We start from the raw sequence: 26,773 nt of genomic DNA on the forward strand, positions 1-26,773 counted from the left end.
TTGTCAATGGGAAATAAAACAGTGTTTCCCGGATTATATGTTTGTTGCCCTTGCTAGAGGGATGAAGGCTCTTTCTCATTGTCAGATTTACCATTGTCAGTCAATGCGGCCGGCTCCTCAGAGCCCTTCTTGAAATTCCTGATTGCTCCACCCAGTGCCGAACCCAGCTGGGGGAGTTTTGCCGGTCCGAAGGCGACCAGCATGATGACCAGGATGATGATGAGTTCCGGCATGCCGAATCCGAACATAATTTGCGCTCCTTTAGAACTTTTACTGGCCTACTGCCTTGTCCTGGCCGTCAAGTCTGATCTCTTCGAATTCCATGTCCAAAAGATTGATGCTGAGTTTCCGGTTACGCAGAGTGTTGCCGGCGCCAAGGAGAATCTTGCAGACTTCCGCTACCTCTATGCTGGCCACCAGCGCCGGGGTAAAGGATGGATTGCCCAGCCGCTGCTCAAGGCCCTTGCCTTCCACCCAGCGGCTGTACAGCTGCCGGATTGTTCCGTCTCCGGGAAACTGGGTGACGACTTGGCCGAACCAGCCGCCGATGGCGCCATGCACCAGTGGAAGCCCCAAGCTGTCACAGCTGTCGGACAAAGCCAGCCTGGTCGAAACCGAATCCAGTGCATCTACCACCACCTGGACACCATGGAAAAGCTGGGCGGCATTTTTCGGTGCATAAGCAATCTGCACCGGGACCAATGCCACCGCCGGGTTGATTTCTGCCACCCGCGCTGCAGCTGACTCAACCTTTGCCTCTCCCAGCCTGGCTGGGCTGGAGAGCAGTTGGCGGTTCAGATTGTGTTCTTCGAACACATCCGGGTCGATGGCGACGATGGTGCCAACTCCGAGCCGCGCCAGCTCTTCGATGATATAGCCGCCAAGCCCTCCACAGCCAGCCACTGCTACCACCCCTTGGAAAAGTGTCAGTTGCTGGGCAATGTTGATCGCCTGACGATTGCGCTGGTAGCGGGCAGGAAGAATCTCCAGGAGCAATGCCGTTTCTTCCACCTGGGCAAGGGTGGTACGGAAGCGTTCGGCAGCGGCAACCTGGCTGGCCCAGGAGATAAGGCCATTTTCCGCCCGCTCTGCAAGGAATTGGCGCAATTCATCCATGTCAGCCTCCTGCCACCAAAGGAAAGAGGGCAAGACTGTCACCATCCCTCAGCCGTTGATCCGGATCGGCATGTCTGCCGTTGAGCATGATCATGCTGATTTCAGAAACCGGAATCTGCAGTTCATCGATAATCTCGCTGATCTGCGTGCTTGGTGGGTATTGCCTTGTTGCTGCGGCAAAACGTCCGAAGCGGAATGTGGCGAACAATTTTACGGTTATGTCCATTGCGCAGCCCTTTCATCCCGATCTAGAAATTCCAGAACGCATCGATTTCCTCATCGGTAAAATCCCACACGGCATTGTGGGGTGGAAGCGGTTCCCTGAAGAACTCCGGCAGCCGATCATCCTTGTTGGTGAAACCGGCCGCCAGATTGAAGGCACGCTCGGTCTTCAAGGTATTGACCCCCAGGCCGCCAATCCAGTCTGGGGTAAGCTCCAGGCCGAAGCGGGCATTGAGCATGTCGAGCAAAGCCGGGACGCAGGTGGGAATATCTGCTGCGGGAAAACCTATGAATAGGCAGAGGCCGATGGAGTCGAGCATGACGGTGACGATCTGCAGGTGACGGGACAACTCAACTTGACCATCCTTCTTCAAGGGATCGACAATGCCTCCACCGACACCCATCAGATTGGTGGCGACGGCATAGCCCATCGTGTGGTCTGCACCCATGGTGCTGGTGGCGTAGGTGATGCCGATACCCTTGATAGATCGGGGGTCATAGGCAGGAATGGCCTGGTTTTTCACCACCGGTACCCGTGTGACGCCGTATACCTTGCCCACATGACCGGCGCCGCTGCCGATGATCCGGCCGAGGGGTGTCCCCTTACCGATATCTTCCTTCAGGATGCGGAGTACCCCTTCACCGTCGCCGAAAGGGAGCACTCCTGCCTCCATGGCTACGCCGAAAGCGATCGAGGTCTCGATGGAATCGACGCCGATGTCGTCCATGATACTGTCGGCAGTCGCAATCTGGTCAAGATCGCCAAGACCGGCGTTGGCTCCCAGTGTTTCAATGGTCTCATACTCGAAGCCGGAGGTGACGTAATTGCCCTGCTTGTCGTGGTAGACCTGGGAGCATTGGATGATGCAGCCAGGCTGGCAGCCATGCTTCGGTTTGCCACCGCGCTCGATGATGGTTTCCCGCAAAGTCTCGCCGGAGATCTTCTCGTGCCCTTCGTAACGACCATAGGTAAAGTTGCGGGTGGGAAGTCCCCCTGCCTCGTTGACGATGTTGACCATTTCCGCGGTGCCGAAGGTGGGCAGCCCCTGGCCGGTCCCTGGGTGTTCGAGGATGGCCTTGGCAAAGACCCTGGCGGCGGTGGTGAATTTTGTCGGATCGGCCAGCTTGATGCCGGGGGCATCGCTGTCGTCGATGGAAATAAACTTGATCCTCTTCGAGCCCATTACCGCTCCAAGGCCGCCACGGCCGTGGCTGCGCAGCTTGCTGTCCGAGTCCTTCACCGAGATGTTGGCGGCCAGCATCTTCATCTCGCCAGCCGGGCCGATGGTGATGACCCCTGTTTTCTTGCCGAGCCTCTTTTCAAGGGTTTCGACGACGGCAAAATTCCCCTTGCCGATCAGCTCCGACTCTTCGGCGATGGATACTCCATCCTTGTTGACGTGCAGGCTGTGCCAGTTGTTTCCTTTGGGCAGACCTTCAATGATCAGCGCCTTGATCCCCAGGCGGGCGAACATCTGGGCGGCCAACCCGCCGGCATTGCTTTCCTTGATAGTGCCGGTGAGGGGGCTTTTGGCGCCTGCGGAAAAGCGCCCGCTGTTAGCGGCAGTGGTGCCGCTCAACAGTCCAGGGGCAAAGACCAGCTTGTTGTTTTCCCCAAGGGGGTGGCAGGTGGGGGGAACCTCCTTGGCCACGATGGTGGAAGTCAGGGCGCGACCGCCGAGAGCTGCCCATTCCTTTGGTACCGATTCGGTGCCGGTGGTGAGAGTCGTCATGTTGACGCGAAGGATCTTGTTCATGGGGAGTCTCCCTTTCAGTGATTATTTGCAGTCTCCTTTCCGAAAGGGAGGTCCGGCCGTTTCCGGCCCGGCCTGCAGGCCTCCATGCCGTGGGGTTTGACGCCCTTTAGGCAATGGAGGCTCGGAGACTTGTTTTGTCATACGTTAGTGGAACGACAGGCCGCCGTCATGGACGATCATTTGGCCGGTGATGAAGGCGCTGTCGTCGCTGGCGAGGAAGAGCGCCAGGCCGACCAGGTCCTCCGGCACCGCTTCCCGCTTCAGGCAGCGAGCCTGGAGTTGGAGCTCTTCCAGGGGGGGCAGATCCAGCTTCTTGTTCTTGTCGAAATTGTTGCCGCCGTCGGAATGGGTGAAGCCGGGGGCAATTGTGTTGACGTTGATCTTGTAATCACCCATCTCACGGGCCATTGAGCGGGTAAGGGCCATGATGGCGCCCTTGGATGCCACATAATGGGGCATGCCGGGAACCCCTTCATTGATGGATGAGGAACCGATGTTGATGATCTTGCCCCCCTTGGCCTTCATGTGGGGAAATACCGCCTTCATGCAGTTGAACTGGCCGAGGACGTTGATCTCCAGGACCTTCATGAATTCCTGGGAGGTACATTCGGTAAACGGTTTCAAGACAATGCTTCCGAAGATGGCAGCGTTGTTGAGCAGTATGTCCACCGAGCCGAATTTTTCCTGGGCCGCCTTGGCCATGGCATCGCACTGCTCCTGGTTGCTGACATCGGTTTTGACGTAAATGGCGTCGCTGCCAGCCTTTTTCACTGCCTCCACCGCCTTCTGCCCGTCAAGGACATCGGCAATGACGATCTTTGCCCCTTCTTTCGCCAGGCCCACCGCGTATGCCGCACCGATTCCCTGTGCCCCCCCGGTGATGATGGCAACCTTTCCTGATAGTCTTCCCATGGTCTTTCTCCTTTATGCATATTTGGACTTCATTTCTTTTACTGATTAGCGTCATTCTTCCGCCCGATGACCAAGTCCCCCTTTATAAAGGGGGGAACTAGTGACGGAAGATTAGCGCTGATGCTTTTTGTTGTTCCGCTGCTCATGCCGCCTGCTCCTGCTTATAGATGGACAGCGCCTCTTCGTTGTTGAAATATCGCATGGCCGCGTCGGCCAGGGCTTCCATCTCGTTTTCGCCCGGATTGAGAAGAACGGGAGCAATGAATGAGATTTTTTTTTGCAGGCTGTTCAGCAGCATCTTTGAATACACCAAACTTCCTGTCAGGGCGATGGCGTCTACTTCCCCTTCAAGTACCGCGGCGCAGGCGCCGATCTCCTTGGCTACCTGATAGATCATTGCCTCGTAGACCTGGGCTGCCTTCTGGTCTCCCGCGGCGATTCGCCGCTCGATCTCCTGGGCATCGGTGGTCCCCAGATAGGCATAGAGACCGCCGCCACCGGTGAGCATTTTCAGCACTTCCTTCTTGCTGTACTCGCCGCTGAAGCAGAGTTTGACCAAATCGCCGGCGGGAAGCGATCCTGCCCGCTCCGGCGAAAACGGGCCGTCACCGTCGAGGGCATTGTTGACATCTATGATCTTCCCTCTGCGGTGGGCTCCCACTGAAATCCCGCCACCCAGATGGGTGACGATCAGGTTCGCCTCCTCATATTTTTTACCCAGCTCGGCGGCAATTTTCCGGGCAGTTGCCTTCTGGTTCAGGGCATGGAAGCTGCTCTGCCTGCTGATCTGGGGGATGCCGCTGTACCTGGCCGAAGTGCACAACTCATCGGTCATGGGGGGGTCGGCAGTGAGCACCGGAATGTTGAACTGGTTTCCCAGGTCGAAGGCGACCAGCCCCCCGACATTGATGGGGTGTCCGCCGTAGATGCCGCTCTTCATGTCCTCGATCATTTTAGGGCAGATCCGGTAGATGCCGCCGGGAAGGGGCCTCACATTGCCACCCCGACAGGCGATGGCGTCCATTTCTCCCATGGATAGATCATTGTCCTGCAGAACCTTGAAGATGGCGTCCCGGCGAAAATCATATTGGTCCCAGATGGTGGGAAACTTCCGCAACTCGGCGTCGTCATGTTTTACCGACTGGTTGATGACCATTTTCCCCTGGGTGAAAACGCCGATTTTGGTTGAAGTGGAACCAGGATTAACAATCAGTATTTTCTTGTCCGTTGTCATGTTCTCCCTCGCTTGATTGCGTTTTGTAAAAATTAGGCGCCGGTTCTGCATCCTCAGAAGGAATAAATCAGGTCTACCCAGAGCTGGTTTGCTTCGATGCGGTTTTCGGCGGAAATCGGCACCACGTATTTGCCCACAAGGCCGAACTTGCCGTTCTGGTAGCGCATGGCCGGGCCCATGGAGAACTCGAAGTCCTTGGTGTCATGCCGTTTCACGCCGCCGATCTCGTCGCTTTCCAGCCCCTGCCAGATCCAGCCGGTGACGCCGAGTTTAAAATCCTTGGTCAGGGCGTAGTTGACGTTGTAGTCCATGTGTATCGCCTGGCCGGTCTTATAGCCTTTGAGTAGGGTGCCCGGTTCCACATAATCGCCGTTCTTGGTGGGAATGGAGTACATGAGCTTGGCGCTGGTTTCGAAGCCGTTGGCAAAGAGACCGGTTACGGCTACCACCGGTTCGATGACGAAGGCATTATTGCCGGCATTCATGGGCTTGTTAGGATCGAAATGGCCGGTGGGGGTAATGATGTCCAATACCGTCAGCCAGTGCCAGACCGGAGTGTGCCAGGCATTGCCTATACCGAAGTAGATATCTCCCAGACCGCCGTCATGCCCTTGTACGGTGATTGGCCCGCCAGGTGTCTGTGCGGTTACGTTAGCCTCCATTGACAGCAGGGGAATGATGGAGTGGAACAGAAGGTTGCCGCCGAGAAGTCCCTTTTCCGCCACGTAGATCGGACGGAAGGCGAGGGCGGTAAGCGTTCCGGTCCCGTCCGTTAATCCCTGTCCCTTGTTTTCCACTTTTCTTATGTCCATATAGACGTTGTAGTCGATGAGGTGCAGCCCCGGAGGGGGGGCGGCGCCGGCGTAGAAGTCAGCCGTACCGTTGAAAGAACTTGAATTGAATGCCCAGGCCGGCTGGAGCAGAACGAGCGTTGCCAAGCAAACAAAAACCAAACCTTTTACCAGCTTCATGTGAGCCTCCTGTAACTGCTATTGAAAGAAATCAGCCTAATGTGATGCCGGATTTGCCCGGTGCCAGGATGTTGTTCGGGTCCAGTGCCTTTTTGATGGTGCGGTTGAGTCTGGCCATGGCCGGACCGTAGGAATCGGAAACCTTGTTCATGAAAGCGGTGTTGGTGCGGTTGATCGCCCAGCCATGCTTGATGAAGGATCCCACCAACTCGTCGTAGCATTTATAGGCACGCTTCGATTCAGCCGGATCAGCGTTGTTGAAACGTAAGTCCATGACGTGGCGTGCATCGCGCCAGAAGAAGCTGAACTCGCTGAGATAATCGAAGCCATGCCGGTTGATGATTTCGGTGGCCACCTTGACCTGCTGTGCGCATTCGGCCGGGCGGGCCGCTGCAGTGGGGCAGAAGAGCATTGAGCCGCCGCCGGCGCGCCATTTGTCAAGGGGGTTCTGCTGGGTAACGCCCCCCATCATCAACTGTTTTCGATATTCGAAGACCGGGTCTCCCTTGGCCTCCTTTTCGGTAATGATCTGAATCTTGTTGCCGAAGGCCTGCTTGAAGGTGCCGGATACATACATCCAGTTCAGTGCCACCTGCTCGGGAGAGCCGTAGACGGCGCCGTAAAGATTCCAGGCCCCGACCCGGTAGCTGTCCATGAGCTTTTTAGTGGGAACCGGGCCTCCGCCGTTTCTCACGAAGCTGCCGTTGCTTTTCCCATTGGCACTGAAGACGGTTGCCGCTTCCCAGCCGGCATTGACCAGTGCAGCGGCATTGGGCACGATCTGGGTTTCACGCAGAAACATGAGGGGTTTGATGATCTCGCTGATCATTTCCACCTTCGGGAATTTGATGCAGAATGGCATGTACCCTCCGGGAGGAGGCGCCCCCATCAGCCAGGTGCCGAGCTTGGTGACGATGCCGTTATTCCCCTGGGAGAAGAGCCCATCAACATAGGGGCCAAATCCCCATTTGAACACCTGCCAGCTGGTCGATTTGGGAATCCCTCCCATGCCGGTCCGGAACAGGTTGCCATCGGCAAGCACCACTTCCATTCCACAGGAGAAGAGGAAATCTTCACTATAGGGAGTGTAGCCGGCGCCACGCTCCAGAATGTTTCCGACGACGCTCATCCCAGCGGCAGAGGCCGGGGCATCGAGCCAGAGATCGATTTTGTTATTCTTCAGGTACTGCTGCAGCTCGCCGTAGGTTACCCCCGGTTCCACCAGGCAGTAGCCCAGTTCCTTGTCGACCTCGATTACCTTTTTCATGTTCTTGAGATCGAGAACGATCTGGCCGTTCGTTGCCGGGGTTGCGCCGCCATAGCCCTCGTTCTCGCCGCCGTAATAGGTCCAGAGCGGCGTTTTGAACTTGTTGGCAATCTTGACGATTCGCTGAATATCGTTTGGCGCAGAGGGGTAGATCACCGCGGAAGGTTTACGGGACGTCCCGTTTTCGGCGATGGTGGTCCTCATATAGGGCTGCAGGGAAGCCTGATCGGTCCGGACCTTGTTTTCCCCCAGAAGAGAGCGATACTCCCTGATGGCTCTGGCGAATATTTCTTCTTTCAATCCCTGGGGAAGTGCAATAAAGCTGCTCATGTGGATGCCTCCTCGACTTTAAGCGTCTGTTTCTCTCCGGCAAGGGCGCCGGCTGGGCTTTGCCGACAGTGGCCGATTTCGGCCTCTGTCATTGCTCCCGATTCCCGGTCACGGGACATCAAGCGGTCTGCCGTGGTTGAGTCCTTCGTTGAAGGCATAGCCGGGATTGTGGGGGTTAAGATCTATTCCCGATTTGCCTGGCGCCAGAATATTGTTGGGATCAAGCGCCCTTTTCAACCGGTAATGGATGTCGCGCATCCCCGGGCCATAGGAATGGGAAACCTTGTCCATGAAGGCGGTATTGGTTCGGTAGGTGCCCCAGCCGTTATTGGTGAAGACGGTCAGAAGCTCATCGAAGCACTTGTAGGCCTTGTTCATTTCTTCTCTGTCGGTACGATCATAGAGGAGATCGATAATATGGTGCATGTCCCGCCAGCCGACGATGAACTCCGAAACATAGTCGAAGCCGTACTTGTTCAGAACTTCGGTGGCCAGTCTCATCTGCCTGTCGCATTCCGATGGCCTGGCTGCCGCCACCGGGGCGAACCACATGGAACCGCCACCCCCCCGCCAGTTATAGAGACCGAACTCCTGAAGGGTGCTGCCCCCCATCATCAGCTGCCGGCGATATTCGAAAATGGGGTCGTCCTTGGCTTCCTTCTCGGTAATTATCCTGACCTGGTTGCCGAACTTGGCCTTGAAGGCACCGGAAACATACTTCCAGTTGAGGGCCACCTGCTCCGGAGATCCATAGACGGCGGCGTAGAAATTCCATGCCCCCACGTCATACTTGTCCATGATCTGCTGGAATACCTTGGGGGGAAGGCTGTCTTTCCCCTTGTAGAACGTTTCCCGATTGGTCCCCTTGCCGTTTTTGTCATAGGTGAAGTAACCGGCTGCCTCCCAACCGGCATTGACGACGATGCAGGCATTGGGGATGATCTGGGCCAGGCGGAGCGGCATCAGGGTCTTGATGATGTCGGCCAGCATCTCCACCTTGGGGAACTTCATAAGGAAGGGGAAATAGCCCCCTGGAGGAGGGCCCTTCATCAGCCAGACCCCGAGTTTGGTGAGGATGCCGTAGTTGGACTGGGTAAAGATGCCGTCAACATAGGGGCCATAGCCCCATTTGTTGGCCTGCCAGCTGGTGGAGTTGGGGACCCCGCCGGTGCCGGTACGAATGACATCGCCATTGGCCAGCACCACCTCCATGCCACAGGAGAAGAGGAAATGCTCGCCGTAGGGGGTATAGCCGACCCCTCGATCGGCGGTGTTGCCCATGGGGCTGGCCATGGCCGAGGGGGCCGGAACATCGACCCACAGGTTCATCTTGTGTTTCTTGAAGTGCTGCTGCAGGTCGTAGTAGGTCACCCCCGGCTCCACCAGGCAGTATCCCAACTCTTCATCCACATGAATGATCTTCTTCATGGTTTTCAGGTCGAGTACGATCTGGCCCCGGGTCGCCGGTGCTGAAGATCCATAGCCCATGTTCTTGCCGGTGCTGACGGTCCAAAGGGGTGTCTTGTACTTGTTGGCGATGGCGACGATGGCCTGAATCTCTTTGACCGTTTTCGGGTACATGGCCGCAGAAGGTTTATGCAGTTCTTCACTTTCCGGAATCATGATCTTCATATAGGACTGCAGGGAAGCCGGGTCGGTGCGGACCCTTCCCTCGCCCAATAGTGCGCGATATTCCTGGATTGCTTTAGCGAATGTTGCTTCTGACACTCCCTGGGGAAGCGCAACGAAACGACTCATCTTCTACCTCCTCGCAAATCGGATTACATCTGTGCGGAAAAGGTCACCCGATTCCGTTCTTCGTATTTAACGTAGTGGAAGCTGCCGCCGCTGTCGGCGATCGCTTCGTGGACAATGGCGAAGGTCGCCGGGTCAACCACCCCGACAAAGGTATTGGCATTGCCCCTGGCCTCTTCATAGAGGTTCTTCGTTTCCAGATAGCAGTCCACCATTTCTCCCGGTAGCGGGCGGGCTGTCCATTCGCCGGGGGCATTTCTGTTCATCTCCTCCACGAATTCGCTCGCTTTGCCCAGGCTGGGGACGTAAAGGCAGATACCTTTGATCTGACCGGTGTTTACAGCTTCGGCGACATGGGTCTGACTGCCCATGGTGGAGGCTGCCAGGGCCGCCCCGGCGGTGAAAACGGTCTTGAAAAATCCTCTTCTGCTCTGGTTGATCATTTCTTTGACCCTCCTTCCTGTACCGGTGCGGGCTTATAGTTGGGATGGCTCTTGCGATAAGCTGCCAGTTCTTTCAGGTATTTAACGATGCCGTCAAGCTCCTTTGGGCTCACTTCCGACAGTCGGAAGGCCGGCATGGCCTTAATACCGAACCGCACATTGTTCCGGATGAACTGCTCGTGCAGTGGGTTGCCGGTTTTGGACAGCATATCGAACATCCCCATCGGGCCGATCTGCACCCCTTCCTTGTGGCACATGAAGCAGTACATGCCAAAGACGTAGGGCATTTTCGGCGGTTCCTGTGCCTGGGCGGCTCTTCCCGGCAACATGCCGACCAATATCGCCCCTATGATGATCAGTAAATTAGAAATTGTTTTCTGCGTTTTTTGCGCAGTAAAAGATTTCGTCAATGCACTTATCCTGTTTATCAGGGCCAGATTTTTTCCGTTCATTTCGCTCACTCCTCTTTGTAAGGTCTTCCCGGTGCCAAGGATCGGCAAAGCTACTCGCTACTCTCTTCATCCTCCGAAGAACTGTATAACTCGGCTTCGGGGAGGGTGACGTCCACCTTGGGTGCAACAAAGTCCGCCTTCACCTTGGGGGTATACTGTCGCTGCAGATTTCGCTGGTTGAGGCTGAGTACATAGCTGGACAGCCACTCTATCTGCTGGTTGTTCATGGCATAGGTGCGCATGGGGGAACCGGGGCTGACCTTCTGCGGGTCTTTGAAGTGCTCGATGACCCAGATCTGTTTCGAGTGCTTCCCTTCAAGGTTCTCGAAGGAGAAGTTGCTGGGGTCCTTGTCGGCAAAGTTGCTCAGGTCGGGGCCTATGGCGCCCCCCTGTCCGTCGATCTGGTGACAACCGGCGCAATGCATCTCCTTATAGAGTTCCCGTCCCTTGATCAGCTTGTTTGCGCCAATGGCCTCGAAATCCTTGTGACAGTAGCCGCAGCGTGACTGCATCAGCTCCTTGGGCACCATGGGGAACGGCCAATTGGCAATGGTTCTGTGGGAGGCGCCATCATAGGTTGTCGCCAGCCCCTGTCCGCCATGACATATGGTGCAGCCGTACTTTTCCACCGGATGGTTCTTGAGCAGCTCCGGATAAGGGTGGGTCCTGAGGGGGAGAGCCGCATCGGTAAAGAGGGGATCTTCTATGCCCATATGGCAGCTCATGCACCGGTCGGTCGTCTTCCACTCGTCGATAACGACCTGCTTTACCTCCGGTTCCATGCCGGCAATCCGGTCATAGAAAGAGGGATTGCGCTCCCGGTTCATCTTTTTCAGGAGCAGTTCCTTGTATTCGGCCTGATAATCCTTCCATTCCCTCTTTCCGTCGCGGAAGGCAGTTACCCCCAGAAGGGCAATTGCTGCAAATCCGCAGATGACACAGAGTAAGGTGAGTTTGCGTAAGACTGCCTTTTCCATTCTATCCTCCGTCCTCAGACTACGAGTTTGGTCCGTTTCTGGTTCACCTTGGACGTATCCACCACGAGAGTTCCTGTGTTATCCATATACACTTCGTACCAGGGAAGATCCTTGGGTGCGGGGCCCCCCAGGACCTCTCCCTTGAGAGCGAAGGTGGAGCCGTGACAGGGACAGGCATAGCCCACCTCCGAATCGTTCAATACAGGTTTCAACAGGCATCCCAGGTGGGTACAGACCAGGGAAACGGCGTGGACGCCATCCTTTTCCCTGACTATCTCAATGCCTCGTCCCTCGATGACCGTTCGGCTGCCGAAGGGAAACTTGTTCAACTCACCAACCTTGAAGGTTCTCGACGGTTCATACAGCACATTGGGCTTGAAGAAGCGGCCCAGCTGGAGAACAGATCCACCGATCCCCAGCACCAGCGTTGTTAAGGTGAGTTTTTTGACAAAGCCCCTGCGATTCTCGTCAACCGCCTCGTCCGAGGCTTTAAGGGGCAAAATCGTAACATTTGAGTTGTTTCCCAATTCCATATCAGTTCTCCTTTAAAGGGGATGGTAGTTTCAACCTGCCATTACGACCAGGGCCAGTGCATAACCCAGTTCGGTCCCCGGACGTACTGGCCGATGATGATCAGAACGACCATGGCAACGACAAAAACGGTAAATAAAAGGTTGGCCAGCTTGCGATCCCGGGAGAACCAGACACCGGTACCCTTGGGATTCCTGTCCAGATAGGGGAGCAGCAGCAGGCCCACTACGATGCCGATGGGCACCACGATCCCGCCGAGAAAGGCCGAATAGCTGACCAGTTCCTGGATACCGACGAAATACCAGGGCGCCTTGGCCGGATTGGTCGAGTGCAGCGGATTGGCCGCTTCTTCAAGGGGGGCGTTGAAGAGCAGCGAGACGCCGAGAATGACGACCAACACCACCAGGAAGAGCAGAAGCTCGCGCACCAACAGGTGGGGCCAGGTCTGCACCGTATCTTCAGGGCCTCTTTCCACGTGGAAGGATTCCCCCTCCACAATTGCCATCAGGGAATAGGTCTTATTGGTGTCTTTTGGAAAAATCTCTTCTTTTTTAATTGCTTGCATGGTTTGCCTCCTCAGTTCTTTCGCTAGTCTTCAAGCTGGCTCGGCGGACGGGACAACCCTCCATCCTTGCGAATCCTCCAGAAATGAACTCCCACCAGCACCGCCGCAATCAGGGGCAGCACCGCAACATGAAGTACGTAAAATCGCAAGAGCGCCATCTGACCCACCTCATTGCCACCCAGCATGAGGAAGCGAACTTTGTCGCCGATCCAGGGCATGTAGGAGGCGATGTTCGAGCCGACGGTAACAGCCCAGAAGGCCAGCTGGTCCCAGGGAAGCAGGTAACCGGTGAAACTCAGGAAGAGCGTTACGATCAGCAGGCAGACGCCGATCACCCAGTTGAACTCACGGGGAGCCTTATAGGCACCGGTGTAAAAGACCCGGCACATGTGCAGGAAGGCCAGGGCGACCATGGCATGGGCCGACCAGCGGTGCACATTGCGCAATACCACGCCGAAGGAGACCACGTATTCCAGATCCTTCATGTTCTGGTAGGCGAGCTCCGTGGACGGGGTGTAATAGAACATCACCAGGATCCCGGAAAGGACCAGAATGAGAAAAAGGTAAAAGGAGATCAGCCCGAGCCCCAGGGTATAACCGGGGCGCAGGGCGTTCACATGCACCCTTACCGGATGAAGATGGAGAAAGACGTTGCCGAATACGTTGGCGGCCTGTTCCTGCTCCGGGGTTCCCGCTTCACGCCGGACGAAGGATTCCTTGATGTTTTTCGGCAGGTGCTTGATAGAGTCCATAATGCTGTAGGTCGATTCGCTCATGATCTTCTCCCGCTAAAATCCCCATGGGGGGAGTTGTATTAAAACCGTTATTCCCATTCCTCTTGACAGTAAAACTCGGCCATGGTTATCGCTCCTCCGGGACAGCGGCGGGCGCACATGCCGCAGCTGGCACAGCGGCTGTCGTCCTTGATGATGGCCGTCATCCCTTTCTTGCCGGATGACTTCTCCAGGGCGTCGGTCAGCTTCTCCAGATTGCCGTCCCCCTGAATATCCGCCAGCCGGACCAGCCTCAGTGCCCCATTGACACAGGTATCGACGCAGGTCCCGCAACGGAGGCAGCGGGAGCGGTCAAAGACCGTCTGGATACTGCACTGCCGGCATCGGGCAGCCTGCTGACGTGCCTGTTCTTCGGCAAAGCCGAGGGTGATCTCTTCCTGGGTCCTGATCCGTTCGCCCGCTTCCCGTTTCGGCACCTTGACCGAGGCGATGGTCTCACAGCGGGTATTCTGAAAATCCGGGGCCACCGTCCGCATGTATGCTTTCTTTCTGACCTGCAGATCTTTGCCGCTCAGGTAACCGTGGATGGCGCGAGCCGCCTTCTGCCCGTCTGCAATGGCATCGGTGGCATTCCTGCCGAAACGCCAGCGGTCATCTCCCCCGGCAAAGACTCCGGGCAGGTTGGTCGACAGGTCGTCATTGGCCCGGATCAGGCCGTTTGGCGTCAGCTCCAGACCCTCCATGCCGGAGAGGGAGGGAAGGGTGGAGGACTGTCCCACCGCCAGGATTACTGTGTCGGCCAGAAGGATGGTCGTGCTGTCCGGAACAAAGGTGGGATTGAACTTGCCTTCCGCATCGAATACCGAGCTTACCTTGAGAAACTCCACCCCGGTCGCGCGCCCCTCTTGTCCCACCACCCGTTGCGGTCCCAGGGACGGATAAAAGGTGATTCCCTCTTCCTGGGCATCTTCCTTGTCCGAAAGGCTGGCAGGCATCGTTTCCCATGATTCCAGGCAGGCGATGGCCACTTGTATCGCCCCTTGGCGCAGGGCATGCTGGGCACAGTCGATGGCCACCCCGCCGCCGCCGATGACCACGCAACTCTTCCCCATGGTCATCTGGCCATGGTCACGCACATAATCGATACCGGTGTAGACACCCTTTAATTCAGAGCCTTCAAGGGCAAGCTTCAGGGGGTCCTGGAGACCGATGGTGATGAAGATGGAGTCGTAGCCCTGTTGCCGGAGGTCGGCCAGGGATACGCCCCTGCCGATGGGGCTATTGAGCTTCAGCTCCACCCCAAGCTTCAGGATCGCCTCGATCTCCTCCATGACGATCTCCTTGGGCAGGCGGAAACCGGGGATGCCGGTCATCAGCTGGCCGCCGGGTTGCGGGGCGGCCTCGAAAATCGTCACCCGGTAACCGAGCAGGGCCAGGTCATGGGCAGCCGACAGGCCTGCCGGGCCGGAGCCAACGATGGCGACCCGCGGAGAAAGCTTCGTGTCCCCCGTTTTCTCCTTGGCCTTCTGCAGCCACCTTGACATGGTCAGGATATTGTTGCCGGTTCGGTCGCTCATCCATTCATCCCACTGGGAGAACTCATCGAGCCGTTCGGCGACAGCAGCGGGTGAGGCCACGCCATGCCGGTCGCAGGCAAAACGCTTCAGTGCCCGGATATCCACCGGGCTTCCCTCTGCCCCTTTCCGGCAGTTCTTTTCGCATGGAGCAGTGCAGACCCTGCTGCAGACAGAGACCAGGGGGTTGGTCTGCCTGGCAATGAGGAAGGCCTTCTCGTAATCACCTTCGGTAATGGCTCTGACGTACCTCTTGGTATCGGTTCCCAAAGGACAGGCGCTTTGACAGGCCGTCAAGGCCTGATAATCCTCGATCCCTAGAATCTTTACCTGATACTTGCCGTTGAGGTTTCCCATGTTCTTCTCCTCCTCTACTCTTACCTGGAGCTACGCGGCTGTCGGTTTCAGGGTTCTTTTCAAAAACAGGGACAGTAAAACGCCGATCATGGACGCTATGGAGATCATGCTGATCGCCAGATAGAAATTGCCTGATTTGCTGATGCTCATGCCGCCCAGGTATAGGCCCGCCGCACCGCCGAAGGTGCCGAAGCCGAACCACCAGCCGATCATCCTGCCGACAATGCCGGGGGGATAGTTCATGGCGATGAATGCGCTGATCGATGGGCCCATGAAGGGGATGCCCCAGCCGACAACGAGAAGGCAGAGTGCCAGGACTGTGATGCTTTTGGAGACCGCCGGCAGGAGAATGACGATGACGCAGGCGGAGATGAGAAAACCGATGATCGCGGCCAGTCGCGAATTTCCCTTGGCCACCTTGTCGAAAAAAAGACCGCCGAAAATGGTGGCGAACAGCCCGATGATGGTGACGGCAATGGAGAGCTTGCCGGACATGGCAGCCCCGAGGCCGAGTCCCATCGGGGCATCGGCCGCCAGGTAAGGAGGAACAAGGTTGTAAAGACCGTACATCGCCCAGGCGTTGCAGAAGACGATCAGGGACCCCAGCCAGGTAATGGGGCAGGCAAGGGCATCCATAAAACTCATTGAGGTGGGAGGGGTGTCGGAGGAGGAAATGGCTTCTTCAGTGCTGATTTGTGGAGGATTTTTCCGGGTGGCAATGATAGCGAGAAGGATTGCCGCCCAGCCGGGAATTCCCAGGGTGAAGATCGTTTTTTCCCAGCTTCCTGTCATTCCGAGAACCGCTGGAGATGCAAAAACACCGATTGCACAGCCCAGGGAGATTGAGCCGATCAGCAGGCCGCTGGCCATTCCGTGTTCCCTGGGATGAAACCAGAGGGCAAGAATAGGCCCGATGGTGGCGAAGACAAATCCAACCGATGCCCCTTGAACAAGCCGGGCCATCATCACCGCCGCATAATTGCCGCCTATCCATGGAATGATTGCCGTCGGCAGGGTTGAGCACAAAAGACCAAGGACAAGGGCTGTCGTGATGCCGAATTTGTCGCAGACAACCCCGCCCCAAATGAGAACGCAGGCCACGGATAAGACAAAACCCATCATGAGATTGGTGGCGGCGCCCATTTCAATAGTGAGTTTTTTTGCAATCTCTCCCAGTATTGGGGCATAGGCAATCATGTCCATGTAAATCGTGCAGATGGCCAGGCATCCCGCCAACAACACAAGCCATCTATAACTGGAATGCTTTTCGACAATTCCCATGCTTCACCTCGGTTTGTTGATTGTTTTGCAAAGTTCCATTTAATTTATTAAAACATCGTTCTTTTAATTTTGTCGATTTGATCAAACCTTTGCGAGTTTGTTGTTATAAAAGCACGGCATATGCCAAAACAGTGTTGTATTATTTGTGACAATGTGGCAACCAGCTGAAAATATTAAGTTTACTTGTCTAAAAGAGGAAAAATGGGAGGCAGGTGGGCTCTGGCAAATGGAGGGCGGACTAAAGAATTTTTGATCATTTGGTGAATTATGCTGATGAGGGGGGAATGTTTTTTTACCAATTGGTAAAACCGGGCTGGTTCCCATGGTAAACCGTTGCCGTGGCCTCGTGAATTTTTCTCCCTTGCAAGGAGATAGTTGGCAATGTAATATAACAATGTTACTTTAAATATAGCAGCCGTCCTTGACAAAAAACGGGCTAATGTGCCGGCCTGCGGTGCTGTCGGTCTTCTGCCAGGACCTTTTCCGATAATAAAAAAACATAGTTATAGGATGAGCTATGTACAAGCAAAGCGGCAAAACCAGAACTGTCAGCGACACTAATACCGGCGACCTGCGTGCGCGTTTGCGTTTTTGTGCCGAAACCGGCCAGATTTGGCTGCATGAACATCGCATGCTTCTCGTTCATGCTGAAGCCCAGGCCTCGCTGCGGCGGGAATTGATCGATACACTCGGCATGGACCGGGCGCGGGGGCTTTTGACTCGCATGGGCTATGCGGCAGGGATGCGTGACTTTGAACTGGCCCGTACACGTCCCGGGAGCGACGGCGATGTGGAAGCATTCATGGCTGGTCCGGAACTGCACATGCTGGAGGGAATCGCCCGTTCCACCATCATCTCGCTGGAATACGACCGCAATGCCGGGAGTTTTTATGCCGACATCATCTGGGAATATTCTTGGGAAAGTGAATGGCACAGGCACTACTATGGAAACTACTCCGAGCCGGTCTGCTGGAGCCAGGTCGGCTATGCCTGTGCCTATGCTTCTGCCTTCATGGGGCACCCGATCCTTTACAAGGAGGTGGAGTGTTCCGGCATGGGGGAGAGCCATTGCCGCATCATCGGCAAACCGCTGGAGGAGTGGGATGATGCCTCAGAATACAGCCGCTTCTTCGTAAAGGAATCCATCGCCGAACAGCTCATCGACCTGCAGACCCAGGTGGTGCAACTACGCTCGGCAATAGGGGAAAAAGAAAAAATCCCCTCTGATATCATCGGCAACTCTCCCGCCTTCCGAGCTGCCTATGATTTGTGCCAACAGGCCGCTGCTACGCAGATTACCGTGCTGCTCCTGGGGGAGACAGGGTCGGGAAAAGAAGTATTCGCCCGCGCTCTGCACAACAGGGGAGCCCGGCGTAACGAGTCCTTCATTGCCATCAACTGCGCTGCTATTCCCCAGGACCTGGTGGAGTCGGAATTGTTCGGCGTGGAGAAGGGTGCCTATACCGGCGCACTGACGGCCCGTCCCGGCCGTTTTGAACGGGCCCATGAGGGGACCCTCTTCCTCGACGAAATCGGCGATTTGCCCCTCTCGGCACAGGCAAAACTCCTGCGTGTCCTGCAGGAAGGGGAAATAGAGCGGCTGGGTGACGACAAGGTGCGGAAGATCGACGTGCGGCTGGTGGCGGCTACCAACGTTGACCTGAAGCAGATGGTCAAGGAAGGGAAATTCCGCTCAGATCTATACTACCGGCTCAATGCCTTCCAGATAGAAATCCCGCCTTTGCGCAAACGAAAGGAGGATATCCCCATCATTGCCAATCGCTACCTGGAAAAATATTCAGCCGTTCATGGGAAGAAGATCAACGGCTTCACCGACAAGGCCATGCGGGCGCTGTTGGCCTATCCATGGCCGGGCAACATCCGGGAACTTATGAATATGGTCGAGCGGGGGGTGATCCTGGCCCCTAACGGCAGCCGAATCGAGCTGGAACAGATGTTCTCGGGGAGCGCCGATAGTCCAGGCCCGGAGTTCGGGCTCAACAGCAACGGCAGTCTCGGTATGAACCAGACAGAAAGCGAAACGAATCTCCAGGATGAGGTCTTGAACGGCAGCATGACGTTGGACCAGGCCGAAGCCGCACTGATTGAAGCAGCCGTGAAGAAAGCAAACGGCAACCTTTCCGCCGCCGCCCGGGTGCTCGGTGTGACCAGGCCGCAACTGGCCTATCGTCTAAAGCGCCTGAATGGCACTGAATCACAACCTTCAGGCGTTACCCTCTCATCATCCGACGAATTGGCGGCAGGTAATCTGTAATGAAAGACACTCTGGGCATGGGGGTACAACGGTACCTGCGGGACCATCACGTTGCAAACCTGTCCACCTGTGGCCATGACGGCCCTTGGGGGGCAGCGATCTTCTATGCGAACGACGGCTATACTCTTTACTTTCTGTCATCGCCCACCAGCCGGCATTGTCTCGATCTGACGGACAATCCATGCGTTGCCGTGACTATCCAGGAGAACCAGGTGGATTGGCTGGCAATCAAAGGGGTGCAGATCCAGGGGATAGCCAGCAAGATTTCCGGTGCGGAAGAAGAAAAAGCCCGCAGCCTCTACGGAGAGAAATTTCCCCTGGTCGGTTTGCTGGCAAAGGCTCCGGCAGCCATTGTTCAGGCCATGGCCAAGGTGAGCTGGTACAAGGTCGTTCCCCACCGCCTTTATTTTATCGACAATTCTCTTGGACTGGGCCACCGGGACGAACTTGCCTTAGGTCTTCCGGATGGCGGGGGGAAATCCGGAGGCAATGATGGTGCTTGAAGGACGCCTGGCCGACGGACTGGGGCGGGGTGCGGCGTTTACCAAGCTCGACTGGGTGCGTTGCCGGCTCATGGATACCGTCGGCATCGATCCCTTTCCCGGGACTCTCAATCTGACCCTTGATGATGACAGTAATCTGGCTCGCTGGCGACAGTGGCAGGATATGCCTGGCCATTCCCTGGAGCCGCCCGATACCGGCTTTTGCCGGGCACGCTGCTATCCGGTGCAGGTGATGGGGCATATCCCTGCCGCAGTGCTGTTGCCCGAAGTTGCAGACTATCCACGCAACAAGGTGGAACTGGTTGCAGCGCTGCCGATCCGCAGGCATCTTGCCCTGGCCCCGGCAGCGCAGCTCAGTGTGGAGTTGTGCCGCCCCCTTGCCGTTAAAGCGGTATTATTCGATCTGGACGGCACACTGGTCGATTCGGTCGAGGCATATATCCAGGTGGCGCAGGTTGCGGCCGCACCCTTCGGCCTCCAGGTGACGGAGGAGCAGGTGCGAACGGCGCTGGCCAACGGCAGCAGCTTCTGGCGAGGCGCCGTGCCCAAGGACCGGAGTGATGTGGATGCGGTCGTCAAAGCCATAGCCGCCCAGGCTTACCGGGAGTGGCCGCGAATCCTTCAGGAACATAGCAGGCTGTTTGAAGGGATCATGCAGACCCTCGATGCGCTGAGGAGCCTAGGGATCAAGCTCGGCATCGTCAGCGGCGCGCGACAGGAAGTACTGGAACTGCTAAGGCCGGATAGGATCCTGGATCGGTTCGACGCAGTGGTGCTCGGCCCTGATGTGCCCACGAGAAAGCCTGATCCCGAAGGCATCCTGAAATGCCTCGGGATGCTCAATGTCACACCTGCTGCCGCCCTGTACGTGGGAGATGCGCCGATAGACATCATGGCAAGCCGTGCAGCCGGCGTCTATGCCGTGGGTGTACTAACCGGGGCAGGCGACAGCGCCTCCCTATCGTCCCAATACCCGGACCGCCTGATCTCCTCCCATATGAATCTGCCCGCCATAGTAGAAGCCGCCTGAGCGAAAATAAGGTCCGAGAGAAGTAGCTCCCGCAACAAGTCCCGCCATGTAATAGCGCCCAAATAACTGCAGTAAACCAGCGAAAGGGGATTGTTTCTGCACTTACAATGCACGGGTCGCCTCACAAGCCATGCAGATAGTGGATAATAACAGCTCAAGCCGTATAATCACCTGCATGGAGGCAGCTCTGCATTTTCTGCTTAACGAAGAAGAGGCTCTCGAAATAGTGGAACGGCAGATTGACTGCATTGAGGATGAAAGGTCTGCGATGAGGCAGCTTTGAGCGAGGTAGATCGCAACCTGTTATGGCAAAATCAAGTATTGAATCTGTTTGCCTTCGAGGGCTTGGAAGGTGGTCCTTTTGAAGGGTCGGCACGCAGGTACGGCCAGGGATGAGGAAAAGTGTCGATGCCTAAAAAAAGACCGTCTACGGCCGTATCTCCACCACCGTACCGTTCGGCACTGCCTTGGCAATTTCCGCTATTTCTTCGTCGGTTACGGCAATGCATCCCTTGGTCCAGTCGGCCTTGGTGTGCAGATCGCCAACATAGGAGAAACCATTCTTGAGGCCGTGGATCATGATGTTTCCTCCCGGTGCAACACCCAGTTCTTTTGCCCGCCTTTTGTCCCGCTCATTTGGATAGGAAATATGGAGAGCGAGGTGATAACGGCTGTCCCTGTTTCTTGAATCGATGAAGTAGGTTCCTTCCGGGGTCTTGTTATCTCCCTGCCTTTCTTTCGGGCCGTCCGGATTTCCTCCCAGGGCTATCCGGTAGGTTTTGAGCACCTCGCCCTTGGAGAATAAGGTCAATCGCCGCTGTTTTTTTTCTATCAGAATCCTGTCTGCAGTCACCTTCTGAATCGTCAGGGCAGAGATCTTCTGCTCAAGCCCTTCGATCTTTTTCTGTAGCAGGGTAATTTCATTCTCCTTATCTTTCACCTCCTGCCGGAGCGTTGCAGCCTCGTGCCGGAGTGTCTCGTTTTGTTTCTGCTGTGCCGCAATCGTCCCGTCCTTGAGAGTGACATTGTTGATATAAAACATCATCATCTCACTGTCCTGCCGGTAGCCACTGCCTGGGTAATCCCTTACGAGTTTCTGAAAACATTCAAGGGCTTTTTCATAATCTTTCTGCTCGTTCTGTGGATGCCCATGAATAACGCCCATCTCGAACAGAACCCTGTCCCCCATGGTGGGATATTGTTCCTTGATCTGTTTGTACTTGGTGAGAGCGGTGTGGTAACTGCCCTGGCTGAATAATTTATTCGCTTCTTCGAAGGTCGGCCTGGCTTTATATTCTTCACTGAAATGACTGCAGCCGCAGATCAGGGCCATAATGACGCAGATGCAGCCATGGCATATCCTGTCCGATTTTGATTTGACACGCTCACCCGTTCGCACGTCCAGACCCCTAGACCACCTTGTTAGATAAAGAATTGGCAGGGCTTTGCGACCCTGCCAATTGCATGATCCGTAGACCTTACTTCCGCATTGATTTCTGGAAAATGGCTTCAGCTCTCGCCGCCTTTTCATCTGCGGCCTTTTCCCGTTCCGCAGCTGCCTTTTCCCTTTCCTCTGCCATCTTTACCGCATTTTCGACGCGGGCTGCGGCAGCATCGGCCTGCAGCTTGGCTGCATCGGCTGCCGCCTTGGCAGCTTGTGCATCTCGAATGGCCTGATCAGCTTTGGCACCGGTCAGCTGTTCCTGCGCCTGCACTTTCTCCAGTTCACCGGTTGTTGCACATCCCGTCAGCGCGGTAAAAGCAAGCCCTATTGCGATAACCAAAAGACCTTTCCTCATTGCTAACTCCTCCTTTTTTGTTGAAATTTCCCTCTGCAAAAAGAGGGAACGCGTAAAGCTCGCATATCTCCCCACCTTGGGAAGGGGCGACTATATCTTCTTCTCAGGTTCGATCAATATGCCGTCGATCTCCAAGTCGATTTTCAAGCGCTTGATCGCATCTTTGGCGGCAGAGATATCGTCAAAGGGACCGGCGATTACCCGGTGACCATCGCTCTTTGATAACACCCGTGCCGGGATCGGTGGCCCCTGGTGGTTGATAATGGCGGCAATTCTCAGAGCTTCGATTTCATCCCGCATTTTAGCAGCCAGGACATACCACGCATCCGATTTCAGTCCGGGTACTTCCGGCTTGCCATATAATTTTACCGGATGTTCAACCTCTATCGGTTTCCCTGCCTCCTCTCCATCCTCTTGACTCATCTCGATGGGAACGGGAATCCCCCGGGCCTCGACCTGTACATTCTTGATTTTTTTCCAGTCAAGGGTGCGTGCCCCTCTCTTTTCTATGGATTTCAGTTTCGCATAGATCTTTTCCAATTCAAGAGCGCCCGAGCCTTCCTGGGGCTTATGGGCTTCCAGGTAAAGGACGCCGTTATCCTGACCGAGGAGATAGGGCTGGTTGACAATGACAACCGGTGTCTTGAGCGGGGTGTCGTCGTAGAGCATCTTCACGTTTTCCGGATAGAGTCTCAGGCAGCCATTGGATGCATTAAGACCGATGCTGGCCGGTTTATTGGTGCCGTGAATCAGGTAACTGGGTTTACTCAAATAGAGCGCGCATTCTCCCAGGGGGTTGAGAGGTCCGGGCGGAACACGGGCGGGCAGAGGATCTCCTTTTTTTCGATGATCCTCTGCTATTGAAGCAGGCACATACCAGGTCGGCCGGCTTACCTTGCGCTGCACGAACATCTGACCCATGGGGGTAGGACGCTCTTTGGTCCCGATACCGACCGGGTAGGTTGTCACCACCAGTGCGTTGTTGTCCCCCTTGTAGTGGAAGAGTCTCATGGTGGCCAAATTGACGACGATGCCCTTGCGGGGAGCGTCTGGCAGGATGAACCGCAACGGCAGAATTACCTGCTCCCCTGCCTTGGGCACCCATATGTCCACCCCCGGATTGGCGGCACTGATTGCCGTGACTCCCAAGCTGAAGTGCCGTGCCACATCCGGCAGGGTATCCCCCTCGTCAAGCTCCATGACACCCAACCGGCCAATGACGTCGTCGCCCAGGACAACGCGAAACCTGTTCTTTTCCACCTCCTTTGCAAATTGACCCGGAAAGGTGGATGGCCCCTCCTGGGCCCTTTGCATGGCAACGCATCCATTGAGAGATAGGATGACCATGCACAGGGCCATCAGGCGAAGCGGGAAATTGGATGAAAATGACAGGTCAACGGTTAGGCACATGGGTTAAATGAGGCACCTTTCAACAATGTTTAGACCACAAAAAAGCCGGGACCTAATATCTTGTGATATTTCGGCAACCCGGCTGTCTCAGTAAGACCCTATAGGCTTTCCGCCCCATTCTTGCAAATGGTTGAGTATTATCGTCTATCTTTCGAATAATTTCCGGCATTGCTACCATTTCTGTGCGCCGGTGTCAATGTTTTTTAAATTTATGCTGCCAGCGACGGTGCGTCGGCAAATGACACCAATGGAAGGGCGAATGGATCAGGATTGGTTGAGGAGGGAAAGGAGAATGACTCCTAGCGCCTTCTAATAAAAAGCGGTATACTCTTGTCCCATGCCAGAAGTCTGTCGGACTTAGAATGAATCGGCTGCGAAAATGGCAAATCGGTCCGGATCTCCGTAAATTTTCGACAAATAGGTCCACTATTCGCTCTCAAATTTCCAAATATCCGTCCTCGATTTTCCATTCTCTCGCTTCGATCCCTAAGTCCGACAGACTCCTGGGAGGACCGGGAAAGAGATATTGAGACTTGATCACCCTCCGTGGGAAATAAGGATGCCAGCCAATGGGAAGGAAAATCCTCGACGATTTTTTGAAAAGGATCGGAAGCAAACACCGCCTTGAAGATGAGACGTCACAGCAGAGCTTTGCCCTGCTGCAGGTCGTTTTCAATGAGGCTTTCCAGCTGATGGGGCTTCTGAAGCCGGACGGAACGTTGATCAAGATCAACAAGACTGCGCATCGTTCCATCACGGGTCATGAATCGGAGGTGATCGGCAAGCCCTTCTGGGAAACCCCTTGGTGGGTCCATTCTTCCATTGAGCAGGAACGTTTGCGCCAGGCCGTCAGGGATGCGGCTCGCGGTGAGTTCGTCCGCTTCGAAACGACCCATATGACCGGCGATGGTCAAATGATTTTTGTGGATTTTTCCCTGAAACCGGTTAAGGACCAAAAGGGGAACGTGGTGCTGCTCGTTCCCGAGGGGCGGGATATCTCTGAGCGGAGGCGGGCGGAGCAGGCCTTGCGGGATGTTGCGATGAAGTACCGGATCGTTGCCGACAATACCTATAACTGGGAGTTCTGGCTGGCTCCCGACGGTCGGTTTCTCTACACATCTCCTTCCTGCCTGCGCATCAGCGGTCATCGTGCCGAGGAATTCATCGCCGATGCCGATTTGTTGATCAGGATTTTACATCCGGATGACCGGCAAATGTGGCTCAATCATCGTCACGATATTGCAAAAAACAAGGCGTTGAGCGATGTGGAGCTCCGCATGGTACGTCCGGACGGCGATATCCGCTGGGTCCATCATATCTGTCTCCCGGTTTTCGCCGACAATGAAGAATACCTGGGGGTGCGCGGCAGCTTTTCCGACATTACGAACCGCAGGCTTGCCGAGGAAAAGAACGAGCGGCTGGCAGGCATCGTCGAAGCTTCCGACGATGCCGTGATCGGCAAAACGGTGGATGGCATCATCACCAGTTGGAACAAGGGCGCCGCAAAGATCTTTGGTTATTCCGAGAGCGAAGTTCGCGGCCAACCGGTTACCATGCTTGTCCCTCCCGAAAATGCAGCCCAGCTTCTCCATGTCCATGACCGGGTCAGACAGGGGGAGCATATAGAACATTTCGAGATCGTCAGTAGAAGGAAAGATGGGACCCTGATCAACATGTCCGTTACTTATTCGCCGGTCAGGGATGCCCTGGGAAAGGTGATAGCCGTATCGACCATCGGCCGGGACATAACCGAACAGAAGAAGGCAGCGGCCGCCATGGTGGAAAACGCCATGATAAACAGGGAGCTGGACATAGCGAAACAGATCCAGCAATCCTTCCTCCCCGAGTGCCCGTCATCACTTCCGGGGATGCTCATGACCTGCTGCTGTATTCCTGCAGCGCAGGTGGGGGGCGATTACTATGATTTTTTTGCCCTTGATGAGAGCATTATCGATGCCGTCATCGCCGATGTCACGGGGCACAGTATCGGATCTTCGCTGTTGATGAGCGTCACGCGCAGCGTGCTTCACGCCAAGGTGAATCTCAGCCGGTCCCCACGGGACCTTCTCGCAGCGGTAAATGAGTTGCTCTACGATGACCTTTCACGGACAGAGTTGCTCATCAGCATGTTCTATGTGCGGATTGACACCCAGAGATCCACCCTGGCCTACGCCAATGCAGGACACAACCATCCCTTTCTCTATCGCTGCAGACAGCGCGCGTTTATCGATCTGGATGCCGATGGTCTGGTCATGGGGGTTAGAAAGACTGTCTGTTTTGATGAAAAGGAGACGGTGCTGGAGCCGGGGGATATTCTGGTTCTTTATACCGATGGCGTCATCGAGGCGGAGAACGCAGAGGGTGAACAATTCGGCACTGATCGGCTCTGCCGCGTTATCGAGAGCCATTGCGGCCTGCATCCAAAAGAGATTATGGGGGCGGTACTGCAGGAGTCGATGCTTTTCAAGCGTACGGACGACGTCACCATGATCATCTTCAAAATTGTTTAGATGAGAAAAAGACAGGGGAAAAAATAGGTGCCCTTCTTGACAGTTTCGACCAAAATGGATCACAGGAGCTTACATGTGCAATGAAGCCCGGCCAGTTCAGGGAGAAAACCCGGCCAGCTTCAACTCTGCCCAAGCCAGGCGGGTGCCTGTTTCGGTGAAGAACCAGCTGTCAATCTGCGACGTGATCCATTGCCTGTACGGACCCTTCTCCTGACGGAACCGTTCCATGTCTATTGCCAGGCCGGTTGCGGTGCAACGGAAAAGCTTGTCGGCATCCTTGACGATCTTGTCGCTGTCTGAAATCGCCTGAATGCGGGAATCATGACCGTCGATGATATGGAGAATCTCGATGGTCTTTTGCGGATTATAGTCCAGGCGGCTCAAGATACCCCTCGCCAGTTTTACCCCTTCCACTTCGTGAATCCGTCGCAGATCCGGATCGAAACCGGGGCCGAACGCTTTCAGTTGCAGCTCTTCCGTGAGCTTTATCCACCCCAGATCATGACAGAGTATAGCCGGTATGACAACCTCAGGGTCTCCTGGTTCATCCTCAAGCAACCGCCAGGCAAAACCATGGGAAATCTCCACGTGGATGTCGTTCTTGCGGGTATTCAGATACGGCTTGGCCAGGGCGTATATTTTTTCGTAGATCGGTAATTTTACCATGCACTCACCCGTGATCTGTAATTGCGACAACGGTTGTTGAGGAAAGGTTCCCCCTCAAAGGGATTTTTGAGGGGGAACGTGGTTCAAATCAGGCCTGACGGG

The 26,773-nt window shown here is 55.6% G+C and carries 25 protein-coding genes and 2 riboswitches; of the genes, 4 read left to right on the forward strand and 21 right to left on the reverse strand.

Going from position 1 to position 26,773, the window contains the following annotated elements:
• Positions 1-53: 53 nt before the first annotated feature.
• The 17 genes from GEOB_RS00540 to GEOB_RS00620 all read right to left on the reverse strand — a co-directional run bounded on the left by GEOB_RS00540 (position 54) and on the right by GEOB_RS00620 (position 16,478).
• On the reverse strand, positions 54-248 hold the full coding sequence (locus tag GEOB_RS00540; RefSeq protein WP_012645213.1) for a twin-arginine translocase TatA/TatE family subunit: 195 nt from the start codon (positions 246-248) through the stop codon (positions 54-56).
• 22 nt (positions 249-270) lie between these two features.
• Entirely contained in the window at positions 271-1,116 is an 846-nt protein-coding gene (locus tag GEOB_RS00545) for a HesA/MoeB/ThiF family protein (RefSeq protein ID WP_012645214.1), read from the reverse strand.
• 1 nt (position 1,117) lies between these two features.
• Positions 1,118-1,342 carry a MoaD/ThiS family protein gene (locus GEOB_RS00550; protein WP_012645215.1) on the reverse strand — a complete coding sequence of 75 codons (225 nt, stop codon included), beginning with the start codon at positions 1,340-1,342 and terminating at the stop codon, positions 1,118-1,120.
• Between the two features lie 22 nt (positions 1,343-1,364).
• Positions 1,365-3,095: an aldehyde ferredoxin oxidoreductase C-terminal domain-containing protein gene (locus GEOB_RS00555; RefSeq protein ID WP_012645216.1), complete on the reverse strand. Its 1,731-nt coding sequence runs from the start codon at positions 3,093-3,095 to the stop codon at positions 1,365-1,367.
• 16 nt (positions 3,096-3,111) lie between these two features.
• Positions 3,112-3,234: riboswitch (molybdenum cofactor riboswitch) on the reverse strand.
• 5 nt (positions 3,235-3,239) lie between these two features.
• Entirely contained in the window at positions 3,240-4,007 is a 768-nt protein-coding gene (locus GEOB_RS00560; protein ID WP_012645217.1) for an SDR family NAD(P)-dependent oxidoreductase, read from the reverse strand.
• 142 nt (positions 4,008-4,149) lie between these two features.
• On the reverse strand, positions 4,150-5,241 hold the full coding sequence (gene buk / locus GEOB_RS00565) for a butyrate kinase (RefSeq protein ID WP_012645219.1): 1,092 nt from the start codon (positions 5,239-5,241) through the stop codon (positions 4,150-4,152).
• Between the two features lie 53 nt (positions 5,242-5,294).
• On the reverse strand, positions 5,295-6,212 hold the full coding sequence (locus GEOB_RS00570; protein ID WP_012645220.1) for a SphA family protein: 918 nt from the start codon (positions 6,210-6,212) through the stop codon (positions 5,295-5,297).
• Between the two features lie 31 nt (positions 6,213-6,243).
• Complete coding sequence (locus GEOB_RS00575) at positions 6,244-7,809, reverse strand: FAD-binding oxidoreductase (RefSeq protein ID WP_012645221.1); 1,566 nt, start codon at positions 7,807-7,809, stop codon at positions 6,244-6,246.
• 108 nt (positions 7,810-7,917) lie between these two features.
• Positions 7,918-9,567, reverse strand: coding sequence for an FAD-binding oxidoreductase (locus GEOB_RS00580; protein WP_012645222.1), 1,650 nt, complete (start codon positions 9,565-9,567; stop codon positions 7,918-7,920).
• Positions 9,568-9,590: 23 nt separating this feature from the next.
• Positions 9,591-10,007, reverse strand: coding sequence for a hypothetical protein (locus GEOB_RS00585; protein ID WP_012645223.1), 417 nt, complete (start codon positions 10,005-10,007; stop codon positions 9,591-9,593).
• Positions 10,004-10,459, reverse strand: coding sequence for a c-type cytochrome (locus GEOB_RS00590; protein WP_012645224.1), 456 nt, complete (start codon positions 10,457-10,459; stop codon positions 10,004-10,006). Before GEOB_RS00590 ends, GEOB_RS00585 begins: the two co-directional genes overlap by 4 nt.
• A 50-nt stretch (positions 10,460-10,509) precedes the next feature.
• Positions 10,510-11,436 (reverse strand): c-type cytochrome, encoded by a 927-nt coding sequence (locus tag GEOB_RS00595; RefSeq protein ID WP_012645225.1) that lies wholly within the window; start codon positions 11,434-11,436, stop codon positions 10,510-10,512.
• Positions 11,437-11,450: 14 nt separating this feature from the next.
• A complete protein-coding gene (locus tag GEOB_RS00600) occupies positions 11,451-11,969 on the reverse strand; it encodes a QcrA and Rieske domain-containing protein (RefSeq protein ID WP_012645226.1) in 519 nt (172 codons plus the stop codon).
• A 41-nt stretch (positions 11,970-12,010) separates the two neighbouring features.
• Positions 12,011-12,532 carry a cytochrome b family protein gene (locus GEOB_RS00605; RefSeq protein ID WP_012645227.1) on the reverse strand — a complete coding sequence of 174 codons (522 nt, stop codon included), beginning with the start codon at positions 12,530-12,532 and terminating at the stop codon, positions 12,011-12,013.
• A 23-nt stretch (positions 12,533-12,555) separates the two neighbouring features.
• Entirely contained in the window at positions 12,556-13,308 is a 753-nt protein-coding gene (locus GEOB_RS00610; protein ID WP_012645228.1) for a cytochrome b N-terminal domain-containing protein, read from the reverse strand.
• Positions 13,309-13,355: 47 nt separating this feature from the next.
• Entirely contained in the window at positions 13,356-15,197 is a 1,842-nt protein-coding gene (locus GEOB_RS00615; protein WP_012645229.1) for an FAD-dependent oxidoreductase, read from the reverse strand.
• 30 nt (positions 15,198-15,227) lie between these two features.
• Positions 15,228-16,478 (reverse strand): MFS transporter, encoded by a 1,251-nt coding sequence (locus GEOB_RS00620; RefSeq protein WP_012645230.1) that lies wholly within the window; start codon positions 16,476-16,478, stop codon positions 15,228-15,230.
• A gap of 517 nt (positions 16,479-16,995) precedes the next feature.
• Here GEOB_RS00620 and GEOB_RS00625 point away from each other — a divergent pair.
• The 3 genes from GEOB_RS00625 to GEOB_RS00635 are packed head-to-tail and all read left to right on the forward strand — an operon-like array spanning position 16,996 to position 20,286.
• Positions 16,996-18,753 (forward strand): sigma-54-dependent Fis family transcriptional regulator, encoded by a 1,758-nt coding sequence (locus GEOB_RS00625; protein ID WP_012645231.1) that lies wholly within the window; start codon positions 16,996-16,998, stop codon positions 18,751-18,753.
• The gene (locus GEOB_RS00630; protein WP_012645232.1) at positions 18,753-19,256 is read left to right on the forward strand and encodes a pyridoxamine 5'-phosphate oxidase family protein; all 504 of its coding nucleotides are present in this window, start codon (positions 18,753-18,755) and stop codon (positions 19,254-19,256) included. The genes GEOB_RS00625 and GEOB_RS00630 overlap by 1 nt, the downstream gene beginning before the upstream one ends.
• Entirely contained in the window at positions 19,243-20,286 is a 1,044-nt protein-coding gene (locus GEOB_RS00635) for an HAD-IA family hydrolase (RefSeq protein ID WP_230198998.1), read from the forward strand. Before GEOB_RS00630 ends, GEOB_RS00635 begins: the two co-directional genes overlap by 14 nt.
• Positions 20,287-20,713: 427 nt before the next feature.
• Here GEOB_RS00635 and GEOB_RS00640 read toward each other — a convergent pair whose 3' ends face one another.
• From GEOB_RS00640 to GEOB_RS00650, 3 genes are all read right to left on the reverse strand, one after another.
• The gene (locus GEOB_RS00640) at positions 20,714-21,685 is read right to left on the reverse strand and encodes a L,D-transpeptidase family protein (RefSeq protein ID WP_012645234.1); all 972 of its coding nucleotides are present in this window, start codon (positions 21,683-21,685) and stop codon (positions 20,714-20,716) included.
• 79 nt (positions 21,686-21,764) lie between these two features.
• Complete coding sequence (locus GEOB_RS00645) at positions 21,765-22,085, reverse strand: Lpp/OprI family alanine-zipper lipoprotein (RefSeq protein WP_012645235.1); 321 nt, start codon at positions 22,083-22,085, stop codon at positions 21,765-21,767.
• Between the two features lie 90 nt (positions 22,086-22,175).
• Positions 22,176-23,495: a L,D-transpeptidase family protein gene (locus GEOB_RS00650; RefSeq protein ID WP_012645236.1), complete on the reverse strand. Its 1,320-nt coding sequence runs from the start codon at positions 23,493-23,495 to the stop codon at positions 22,176-22,178.
• 69 nt (positions 23,496-23,564) lie between these two features.
• Positions 23,565-23,641, reverse strand: a riboswitch (cyclic di-GMP riboswitch).
• 423 nt (positions 23,642-24,064) lie between these two features.
• On the opposite strand from GEOB_RS00650, the gene GEOB_RS19150 reads away from it, so the two are divergent.
• Positions 24,065-26,005 carry a PAS domain S-box protein gene (locus tag GEOB_RS19150; protein WP_012645237.1) on the forward strand — a complete coding sequence of 647 codons (1,941 nt, stop codon included), beginning with the start codon at positions 24,065-24,067 and terminating at the stop codon, positions 26,003-26,005.
• A 96-nt stretch (positions 26,006-26,101) separates the two neighbouring features.
• Here the strand turns inward: GEOB_RS19150 and GEOB_RS00660 are convergent, their stop codons facing one another.
• Positions 26,102-26,671, reverse strand: a complete 570-nt coding sequence (locus GEOB_RS00660) for an HD domain-containing protein (protein WP_012645238.1) — start codon at positions 26,669-26,671, stop codon at positions 26,102-26,104.
• Between the last annotated feature and the right edge of the window lie 102 nt (positions 26,672-26,773).

The organism is Geotalea daltonii FRC-32, assembly GCF_000022265.1.
Lineage (GTDB): Bacteria > Desulfobacterota > Desulfuromonadia > Geobacterales > Geobacteraceae > Geotalea > Geotalea daltonii.

Coding starts and splice junctions, on each gene's coding strand:
- GEOB_RS00540 (WP_012645213.1), bottom strand. CDS start 248: ATGTTCGGATTCGGCATGCCGGAACTCATCATCATCCTGGTCATCATG.
- GEOB_RS00545 (WP_012645214.1), bottom strand. CDS start 1,116: ATGGATGAATTGCGCCAATTCCTTGCAGAGCGGGCGGAAAATGGCCTT.
- GEOB_RS00550 (WP_012645215.1), bottom strand. CDS start 1,342: ATGGACATAACCGTAAAATTGTTCGCCACATTCCGCTTCGGACGTTTT.
- GEOB_RS00555 (WP_012645216.1), bottom strand. CDS start 3,095: ATGAACAAGATCCTTCGCGTCAACATGACGACTCTCACCACCGGCACC.
- GEOB_RS00560 (WP_012645217.1), bottom strand. CDS start 4,007: ATGGGAAGACTATCAGGAAAGGTTGCCATCATCACCGGGGGGGCACAG.
- buk (WP_012645219.1), bottom strand. CDS start 5,241: ATGACAACGGACAAGAAAATACTGATTGTTAATCCTGGTTCCACTTCA.
- GEOB_RS00570 (WP_012645220.1), bottom strand. CDS start 6,212: ATGAAGCTGGTAAAAGGTTTGGTTTTTGTTTGCTTGGCAACGCTCGTT.
- GEOB_RS00575 (WP_012645221.1), bottom strand. CDS start 7,809: ATGAGCAGCTTTATTGCACTTCCCCAGGGATTGAAAGAAGAAATATTC.
- GEOB_RS00580 (WP_012645222.1), bottom strand. CDS start 9,567: ATGAGTCGTTTCGTTGCGCTTCCCCAGGGAGTGTCAGAAGCAACATTC.
- GEOB_RS00585 (WP_012645223.1), bottom strand. CDS start 10,007: ATGATCAACCAGAGCAGAAGAGGATTTTTCAAGACCGTTTTCACCGCC.
- GEOB_RS00590 (WP_012645224.1), bottom strand. CDS start 10,459: ATGAACGGAAAAAATCTGGCCCTGATAAACAGGATAAGTGCATTGACG.
- GEOB_RS00595 (WP_012645225.1), bottom strand. CDS start 11,436: ATGGAAAAGGCAGTCTTACGCAAACTCACCTTACTCTGTGTCATCTGC.
- GEOB_RS00600 (WP_012645226.1), bottom strand. CDS start 11,969: ATGGAATTGGGAAACAACTCAAATGTTACGATTTTGCCCCTTAAAGCC.
- GEOB_RS00605 (WP_012645227.1), bottom strand. CDS start 12,532: ATGCAAGCAATTAAAAAAGAAGAGATTTTTCCAAAAGACACCAATAAG.
- GEOB_RS00610 (WP_012645228.1), bottom strand. CDS start 13,308: ATGAGCGAATCGACCTACAGCATTATGGACTCTATCAAGCACCTGCCG.
- GEOB_RS00615 (WP_012645229.1), bottom strand. CDS start 15,197: ATGGGAAACCTCAACGGCAAGTATCAGGTAAAGATTCTAGGGATCGAG.
- GEOB_RS00620 (WP_012645230.1), bottom strand. CDS start 16,478: ATGGGAATTGTCGAAAAGCATTCCAGTTATAGATGGCTTGTGTTGTTG.
- GEOB_RS00625 (WP_012645231.1), top strand. CDS start 16,996: ATGTACAAGCAAAGCGGCAAAACCAGAACTGTCAGCGACACTAATACC.
- GEOB_RS00630 (WP_012645232.1), top strand. CDS start 18,753: ATGAAAGACACTCTGGGCATGGGGGTACAACGGTACCTGCGGGACCAT.
- GEOB_RS00635 (WP_230198998.1), top strand. CDS start 19,243: ATGATGGTGCTTGAAGGACGCCTGGCCGACGGACTGGGGCGGGGTGCG.
- GEOB_RS00645 (WP_012645235.1), bottom strand. CDS start 22,085: ATGAGGAAAGGTCTTTTGGTTATCGCAATAGGGCTTGCTTTTACCGCG.
- GEOB_RS00650 (WP_012645236.1), bottom strand. CDS start 23,495: ATGTGCCTAACCGTTGACCTGTCATTTTCATCCAATTTCCCGCTTCGC.
- GEOB_RS19150 (WP_012645237.1), top strand. CDS start 24,065: ATGGGAAGGAAAATCCTCGACGATTTTTTGAAAAGGATCGGAAGCAAA.
- GEOB_RS00660 (WP_012645238.1), bottom strand. CDS start 26,671: ATGGTAAAATTACCGATCTACGAAAAAATATACGCCCTGGCCAAGCCG.